The sequence below is a fragment of the Lentiprolixibacter sp. genome (assembly GCF_982873095.1).
The window spans coordinates 1913-10011 of record NZ_CEYNTP010000087.1 but is presented as its reverse complement, the minus strand read 5'-3'; the positions used below and the strand labels follow the sequence as shown (position 1 = coordinate 10011).

Here is an 8099-nt window from a genome sequence, read left to right as displayed (position 1 = left end):
CTTCATTGATCTCGCTAAAGACCTTGTAATTCTGCACCATTTCCTGGACCTTAATCCCCTTCAGAAAATCTTTGTCCAGAAATTCCTGGAAACGCTTCTTTGTGAGTTTCATGTAATAATGCGCCTCTGCTGCTTCCTGAGACGCATCTTTGGTCAAAATGGCTTCAGATAGGCCCATCATGTGGAGCAGAACGATTTCAGCTCCGGAATGACGGGCCAGAGAAGCAGCAACTTCCAGGGCATATGCTGAATGATCTGAAAAATCAACGGGTACTAGAATTTTTCCCATGTAAGTAAAAAGGGTATCCCTATTGGTTAATGTTTATTAAAGACTTCCTTGCGTTTCCTTAGCTGTACCTCAAGTTCTTTGATGGTAGCTGCGGCTGCTTTTTCAAAATTGTCCTCACCAGTTTTAGCAAATAATCGGGGGCCGGGGGCACTTAGCTGGATTTCACATATTTTGCCCTTCCCTTTGGGATCATTTTCCAATTTAAAAAAGACGTCAGCGCTAATGATCCATTCAAACTTATTTTCCAGTTTTCTGAGTTTATTGGTAACAATAGCACTCATAGATTCACTGGTAGGCATTTGGACATATTGAATATTGATAGTCATATGTAAAAGATTTAGAATGTAATTAAAAGTACTTGCAATACGGATAGCATAAAATGACATTTGTCAGGCTGGGTTACCCCAACTCAACAAGACAGCATGTCTTTCCAAAACAGAAAGGGCAGTCTATGTAACCTTTCTTTAAATATAATACATATTTAGCGATCTTTCCCTTCCCGGATCAAAACGATCAGGATACCGAGTATTATCAGGTTTTTTACTATGTATTGCCCAACCAGCGTAAGGCCAAAGGGAGCAGAGGTAAACACCAGATCAGGGAAGAAAACAAAGGGTGTGAAGGTGAGCAACATATGTGCTACGGCAATGTAGAGGGTAATTTTCCTGAACAGATGGGTTATCAGAAACACACCAACAGTTACTTCCCATATAGCCAATAGCAGCAAGGCCAGGCGGTCTGCAAACAAATCGAATGTCAGTGCATGTATGGTTTCCAGCGCAAGGTCTTCCGCCGGACTCACACCGGGAAAGAACTTTAGCGCCCCAAACCAAAGGTAAACCAAACCGATGGCAATGGTGATTATTCTTGAAAGGCGTAAATCAGGGGAACGTAAGATGGTGGTTGTTTTCATATTTCTGCTGTCAAAAACCGCTAAACTAAACAAGCCCAATCATCAAAAAGATGATAAATGTCAGGAACCTTGGGGAAATATGAGGTACATGTACAACAGGATACAACTGTGAAACACATGTTGAATTGATTTAAATCCCACATGCCTTTAATGACCATTATCATATCGGGGTGTCTTTTTTTAGTGTAGTTTTGCTCCCTGTAAGTAGAAACGCAACTTGCTTACAATTTTCCTACACGAATACCCTGTTTTATGAAAAAGGAAAATGGCAAATTAGGCACAGTTATCCTGGACAATTCCCCCACCCAGCTCACACTTCTCAAAAAACTGGTGCTTCAACAATCCGAATTGGAACTGCTGGGGACATTTGGCAATCCACTGGATGCACATCAACGCATAGGTGAGGTAAGGGCTGACCTGCTTATTCTGGACGTCGAATTGCCATACATGAACGGTTTTAATTTTATTGATACGCTGAATGAATACACCCAGATAATATTCGCAACAGCCACGCCGGATCATGCCCTGAAAGCCTTTGACCACGGGATAACAGATTACCTTATAAAACCCGTTCATCCGGACAGATTCAGAAAAGCAATTACGAAGGCTGTTCGCAATCATACCACTAGCCCGAAGTTTCCTGAAAAGGAAAAGCTGGTTATCCGGTGCGATTTGCAGCAGCGTGAAATAAACGTGTCCGAAATCCTCTGGGTAGAAGCCATGGGGGATTATGTAAAACTGGTAACGCCCACGGAGCGTATTGTTGTTTTGTCTACCTTGAAAGCCATGGATAAAAAACTGCCAGACAACCGTTTTCTCAGGATACACAGATCTTATATCGTAAATTTGGATAGGGTAGAAAGGTTCAACAGTACAAGCGTGGATATTGGAGGAAAAACGCTGCCCATGAGCCGGAGTCACAAACCGGTTTTGGAGCAAATGCTACATGCATTGGACTAGGCCGATATCCCGGGGCTTGTCCCTTAACATTTCTTCATGGAAAACAACACCTGTAATAATGGGAAACTACTGGCCATAGGATTATTGGTTCTACTGCTCTCATGTGGCACCAAAAGTGACAAGATCTATCCCACCCGAACCCAGCTTACTGAATCCGTATATGCTTCGGCAACGGTGCAACCAGACAGCCTTTACCAGGTATATGCGGCTGTTGGGGGAATACTTGAGCGCAACCTTGTGGAGGAAGGCGACGCAGTTCGCAAAGGGGATGCCATTGCCCAAATAGATAACAACACCCCCAAACTCAACATGGAAAATGCCCGGCTCAACCTCGAACTGGCTCGCGATAACTACAGCGGAAACAATGCAGTATTATCGGGCTTGCAGGACGAGATTGATGCGGCAAAACTGAAAATGAAAAATGATTCTGCCAATTATTTCAGGCAAAAGAAGCTCTGGGAACAGAAAATCGGGTCTGAGGTGGAATACGATAACCGAAAACTCGCCTACGAATTGTCTTCCAGCAATTTAGTGGTGCTCCTCGGGAACTACGAGCGCATAAAAAATGAATTGAAGACAAAACTTATTCAGGCAGAAAACAATTATAAAACGGCAATGATCGCTACCCGGGACTTCACAGTGACCAGCAAGATCAACGGTACGGTCTATGAACTCTACAAGAACCAGGGAGAAAATGTCAGCATCCTGGAACCCGTTGCTACTATTGGCAGCTCAGATAAATTTGTGATCGAGCTTCTTGTAGACGAGGTAGACATCGTAAAGCTGAGGCTTGGGCAAAAAGCACTAATCACCCTCGATGCTTACCAGTCGCAGGTGTTCGAAGCCACAATAAATAAAATATACCCCCGAAAAGACCAACGGTCCCAGACCTTCAGGATAGAGGCGGTATTCCGCTCCGCTCCTGAAGTGCTTTACCCTGGGCTGGCAGGAGAAGGAAACATCATCATTTCGGAAAAAGAAGATGTTATCACCATACCTAAAGATTACCTCATCGAAGGTAACAAGGTGAAGACCGAAGAGGGCATTGTTGAAATTGAATTAGGGATCCAAAATCTGGACCGGGTAGAGGTTGTTTCCGGACTGGACGAAAACACCTACATCCTTAGACCTGGGGAATGACTAACTGGAAAGTAATACTGAATATTGCCAAGACGCATTTAATCACAAAAATGAAGTCTACTGTGACCGCTTCCCTTGGCGTTACCTTTGGGATTGGGGCCTATATTACGCTGGTGAGCTTTATGACCGGTCTCAACAAAATGCTGGATGACCTCATCCTTAACCAGACCCCGCACATTCATCTGTACAATGAAATTGAACCCTCAACCCAACAGCCTGTAGCGCTCTATGAGGAGTTAGAAGGGGCGGTAAATGTCGTACGCTCCATCAAACCAAAACAGAGCCAGCTCAAGATCCACAACGCCCTACCCATCTTGCACCATCTGAGAAAAGATCCGGAGGTAAAAGGGGCTACCCCACAGCTGCGGGCGCAGATCTTCTACATTTCAGGTTCAATAGAACTGGGTGGAAACCTCACAGGCATAGAGATCATGGAAGAAGTGCGTTTGTCCAATTTTCAGGACTATATCATCGCCGGAAGTCCGGAGGCACTCAGGAACACCGAAAATGGCATTCTGCTGGGGGCGGGACTTGCCGAAACCATGTCCCTCTCCATCGGGGACCGCGTACAAATCAGCACCATCAACGGGGACATCTTCCCGCTAAAGATCGTGGGCATCTACCAAAGTGGAATTGCCGATATCGATAATATCCAGAGCTATGCCAACCTAAAAACCGTGCAACGCATACAGGGGGAGGCTGAAAACTACATTACCGATATCAATGTTAAGCTGCACGATTTCCAGAAGGCAGCTACCATGGCCAAAAGCCTGGAGCGGCAGTTTAACATCAAAGCCACCGATGTTAAGGAGGCCAATGCACAGTTCGAAACAGGAACCAATATACGGAACACCATCACCTATGCCGTTTCCATAACCTTGCTGATTGTAGCCGGGTTTGGCATTTACAATATCCTGAACATGCTCATTTACGAAAAGATGAAGGATATCGCCATCTTGAAGGCTACCGGATTTTCAGGCAAGGACGTGCAACTCATTTTTATGAGCCAGGCACTCATCATTGGGGTGATCGGGGGCATCCTGGGACTGGGCATTGGATTTGTTTTCTCACGTCTTATCGACCAGGTCCCATTTGAAACCGAAGCCTTGCCTACCATAGATACGTTCCCTGTAAATTACAATCCGGGGTATTATGTGATTGGGATATCCTTTGCACTCATCTCCACTTTCATCGCAGGCTATCTGCCCTCCAACCGTGCCAGGAAAGTAGATCCGGTCCAAATCATCAGAGGTACTTAAACCAATCCTTATGAAAAAGGTATTGCAGGCCGTTCAGATCAATAAGCACTTCCGGAAACCGGTAGATTTTCACGTACTTAAGGATATTGGTTTCGAGGTGAAAAAGGGAGAATTTGCCACGATCATGGGGAAATCGGGCTCAGGAAAATCCACCCTGCTCTACATCCTTTCCACTATGGATACTGATTACACAGGGGAACTCTATCTCAATGAAGAATTAGTTACCGGAAAATCCCACCAGGAGCTCTCCCAGTTGCGAAACAGGCATATAGGGTTTGTATTCCAGTTTCATTACCTCCTCTCGGAATTCAGTGTCCTGGAAAATGTTATGCTGCCAGCCAAAAAACTAGCCTTGCGGTCAGATTCAGAAATAGAGCACGACGCTATGGAGAAACTCCGCATGCTTAAAATACATCACCTGGCCAGAAAGCGGGCCTCACGGATTTCTGGCGGGGAAAAACAGCGTGTGGCCATTGCTAGGGCCCTGATCAATAACCCTTCCATCCTCATGGGAGATGAACCAACCGGTAACCTTGACAGTTATAATGCTGAGAATGTTTTCCAGATTTTCAAGCGCTTAAAGGAAGAGCAGGGTCTTTCCCTGCTGGTGGTCACGCACGATGTTGATTTTGCGGAGCGCACAGACAGGATCATCCAAATGGAAGATGGCAGGATCATAAGTGACCCCTTACAGGCTCATCTCACTAAAACTGAGCAGGGGGATACTACTTCGTGATTCCATCACCTTGACGTGATCCCTGTGAAATAGCTTGCTAAAAAAGGACCGACTGTTTTCGCGTTCCAGCATGGCGAGGATATCAGCGTTCAGATCCCTTGTATAGATACTGAGCCCCTCCTGTATATTGTCAGCAAATATCATGTGGAATTTAATATGGGGATATTCCACCTGCTGGTCCAGCATTTCTTTGAACCACTCCATTTGTTCCATCCCGGCGTACTCTTCCTTTGTAGGGATATGGACCACCCTGATTTCGGCCTCATAGGGGGCAGCGAAATCTACCAGTTTTTCTATGGCCTTAATATCCCTTTCCTCAAAATCGGTGGCATACACCAGGGTCTTGAGTTTTCGATATCGGAATTGGTTAGGTACCATCAGGACCGGACATTGGCATTCGTTGAGAATAGCAGAAGCAATATTCCCTGAAAAATAGCCCCTTAGGGTATGTTCATCTTTCATGCCAAGGATCAGCAAATCCGGGCGATGCTCCCTTGTCCTTTTCAGGATGCCCTCCGAAATAGTAGGGCTATCAACAACGTCAAGGGTGATATCGGGGCTCATGCGATCTTTCAGATAGCGGGAACAGTAGTTGTGTAAAAGCATCATTTGTTCCTCAGTCGCCATTTTCTTGAGTTGCACGGGGGTGCGAATTGTGGATACTGCGATTGGAGGCATATCAAAGACCGACAGGATAATTAGCTTAGCCCCAAGGGCTTGGCTGAGATTATAGGCATAACGCAAGGCCGGAGTCGCATGACGGGAACGATCCGTAGCATATAGGATAGACTTCATAAGCACGTTAATTACTTCAGAAAACTAACGGTTATGAAGTTCTCATAAAATGATATTTATCATCAAAGTCAGGAAGACCTGGATATGTCTCTCATCCTATTCGAAGGAAATTGGCTGCATCACTACCCAACTAAACTTCAAGGGCATTTTCTAATCCCCGTCTGTTCGGAACCAATACGCTCCGCGGACCAGAAACTGCGCATTCATCAATTCTGGATCAGGAGACAAAATCTGTGTCATTCCTTCCTTCGAAATCCCGGCTGCCACCTGTACTTTTTTCAGAAAATAGGCCTCATCCTGCTCTTCTGAAAGCACTAAGGTGTAGGTAGTTTCCCCTTCACGGATCAGCGCCTCATCAGGTAAGGCCACGGCCTGTTGTTCTGCTGCAATGATTTCTGCCTGTACATAAGTGCCAATGGCAAAATTTTCGATCAGCGAACTCGGTATATGACCGTGGATCCGCACCGTACGGGTTTCCTGATCTACCAGATTACCTACCTTATACACCTCCCCATCAAAGACCTCTGAAGGCTGCTCGGGCCTGTAGAACCTAATGCGCTGACCAATCCTGATTTTCATGGCATCCTGCTCGAAAATACCCAGTTCCAGGTGTAAATGCTCTGTATTGATGATCTCCAATAAAGGTTGGTTGGGGGGCGTATACATACCCAAACTAACCATTACCCGGGTAATACTTCCACTTATGGGGGCTAGCAGGCTAAGGTGCGATCGAATACCATCTTTACGAAGCGTTTCTGCGCGTACCCGGAGCAATTGAAGCTGTGCTTCAAGGCTTGACAATCTTGCACTATTCTTGCGGAACTCACTTTCGGCTAACATAAAACTCTTCCGGGAGCTTACCTGTTCCTCATACAGGGTTTTTTGCCTTTCGAATTCCGCTTTCAGGAAATCCTGCTGGGCCAGCGCTTCGAGGTAGGCCTGCTGTAGGGTAACAAAATCCGGATTCTCAAGCGAGATAAGCTGTTGCCCCCGCTTCACCTTATCTCCAACGATCAAAGGAGCATGCTTTATAAAGCCGGGCATTGGCGCACTTACGAGGGCCCTACTCTCCGGGGGCACGTCGATATACCCCTGTGTACCGATCTCCTCACGGACGGTAATACTATCCGCAGAAGCGAATTCCATTCCCCGGGAATTAAACTGGTCTTTAGCAATACGGATAAGTCCGTCTTCCAACCCTATCTGCGACTCCTGGGCTTCCTTATCCGTACCGCTTTCCTTGTTCTTGCAGCTTGCAATAAGGACTATGCCTATTGTTAGTATAACAAATCTTTTTATCAGCATCATGGGTTTTATTTTAGCGTTAGGTATTTGATTGCAATTACGGTCTGGTTGTACCGATCGAGGTGGTCGAGGTACGATAACCGGAGTTCACTAACCTGTTCCAGGCTTTGGATATACTGGAAAAAGTTGATTTCTCCATTTTTGTAGCTTAAAACAGCGGTCTTCTGGATTTCACTTGCCAGGGCCTGCCCCTCCTCTTCGTAATAGGCAAGGGCCAGTTGATCCTTTTGCAACTCGTGCTGCAATTGCCGGTAGGCGGTCTCCAGGCGAATCCTGTAATCCTTGACTTCAAAAAGGCTCGCTTCCCGGGCAAGCTGGGAAGCTTTTATCCGGGAGGCCTTGGCCGGGAACAGCAGTGGTATTTTAAGCCCGAGTTGATAGCCATACAATGACTGCCCCAGAGTGGAATTCGTTCCCTGGAAATAATTGACCGAAATATCGGGTAGCAGCGACTGTTTCTCATAGCGGTTTTTATTGGTAAAATAATCGCTCTGACTTTCCATATACTTCAGGCCGGGATGGAAGGAGATCGATGGTTCCGGAGCTTTGAGTTTTACCGGCAGTTCCCGGGAAATAGTCAGGGGGCCCTGGGTCTGAACCAGCTGCAACAGTGCATTGAGAAGGACCTCTTCCTCCTCTTCAAGCGTCTGTAAAGTGGTATGGACTTCTTTTTGCTTGGCTTTCGCTGTGATCTTTTCCAGG

The 8099-nt window shown here is 46.1% G+C and carries 10 protein-coding genes; 4 read left to right on the top strand and 6 right to left on the bottom strand.

What is annotated here, in order from left to right:
• The 3 genes from AC4E7D_RS06950 to AC4E7D_RS06940 form a co-directional block, all read right to left on the bottom strand.
• On the bottom strand, nucleotides 1–289 hold a 289-nt coding region (locus AC4E7D_RS06950; protein ID WP_490173087.1), incomplete at its 3' end, for a universal stress protein.
• Between the two features lie 26 nt (nucleotides 290–315).
• Complete coding sequence (gene hpf, locus AC4E7D_RS06945) at nucleotides 316–615, bottom strand: ribosome hibernation-promoting factor, HPF/YfiA family (RefSeq protein WP_490173086.1); 300 nt, start codon at nucleotides 613–615, stop codon at nucleotides 316–318.
• A gap of 155 nt (nucleotides 616–770) precedes the next feature.
• Nucleotides 771–1202 (bottom strand): doxx family protein, encoded by a 432-nt coding sequence (locus tag AC4E7D_RS06940; RefSeq protein ID WP_490173085.1) that lies wholly within the window; start codon nucleotides 1200–1202, stop codon nucleotides 771–773.
• Nucleotides 1203–1454: 252 nt separating this feature from the next.
• Between AC4E7D_RS06940 and AC4E7D_RS06935 the strand changes: the two genes are divergently transcribed.
• Genes AC4E7D_RS06935 through AC4E7D_RS06920 form a run of 4 tightly spaced genes read left to right on the top strand, consistent with a single transcriptional unit; the run spans nucleotide 1455 to nucleotide 5297 of the window.
• Nucleotides 1455–2162 (top strand): LytR/AlgR family response regulator transcription factor, encoded by a 708-nt coding sequence (locus AC4E7D_RS06935; RefSeq protein ID WP_490173084.1) that lies wholly within the window; start codon nucleotides 1455–1457, stop codon nucleotides 2160–2162.
• Between the two features lie 36 nt (nucleotides 2163–2198).
• The gene (locus tag AC4E7D_RS06930; RefSeq protein ID WP_490173083.1) at nucleotides 2199–3302 is read left to right on the top strand and encodes an efflux RND transporter periplasmic adaptor subunit; all 1104 of its coding nucleotides are present in this window, start codon (nucleotides 2199–2201) and stop codon (nucleotides 3300–3302) included.
• Complete coding sequence (locus AC4E7D_RS06925) at nucleotides 3299–4561, top strand: ABC transporter permease (RefSeq protein WP_490173082.1); 1263 nt, start codon at nucleotides 3299–3301, stop codon at nucleotides 4559–4561. The genes AC4E7D_RS06930 and AC4E7D_RS06925 overlap by 4 nt, the downstream gene beginning before the upstream one ends.
• A gap of 10 nt (nucleotides 4562–4571) precedes the next feature.
• The gene (locus tag AC4E7D_RS06920; protein ID WP_490173081.1) at nucleotides 4572–5297 is read left to right on the top strand and encodes an ABC transporter ATP-binding protein; all 726 of its coding nucleotides are present in this window, start codon (nucleotides 4572–4574) and stop codon (nucleotides 5295–5297) included.
• On the opposite strand, the gene AC4E7D_RS06915 is transcribed toward AC4E7D_RS06920, so the two are convergent.
• The 3 genes from AC4E7D_RS06915 to AC4E7D_RS06905 form a co-directional block, all read right to left on the bottom strand.
• Nucleotides 5250–6092, bottom strand: coding sequence for a universal stress protein (locus AC4E7D_RS06915; protein ID WP_490173080.1), 843 nt, complete (start codon nucleotides 6090–6092; stop codon nucleotides 5250–5252). The two genes, AC4E7D_RS06920 and AC4E7D_RS06915, sit on opposite strands and share 48 nt — an antisense overlap.
• Nucleotides 6093–6242: 150 nt before the next feature.
• Nucleotides 6243–7400, bottom strand: a complete 1158-nt coding sequence (locus tag AC4E7D_RS06910; RefSeq protein WP_490173079.1) for an efflux RND transporter periplasmic adaptor subunit — start codon at nucleotides 7398–7400, stop codon at nucleotides 6243–6245.
• A 5-nt stretch (nucleotides 7401–7405) separates the two neighbouring features.
• The coding region (locus AC4E7D_RS06905) for a TolC family protein (RefSeq protein ID WP_490173078.1) at nucleotides 7406–8099 on the bottom strand (694 nt) is incomplete at its 5' end.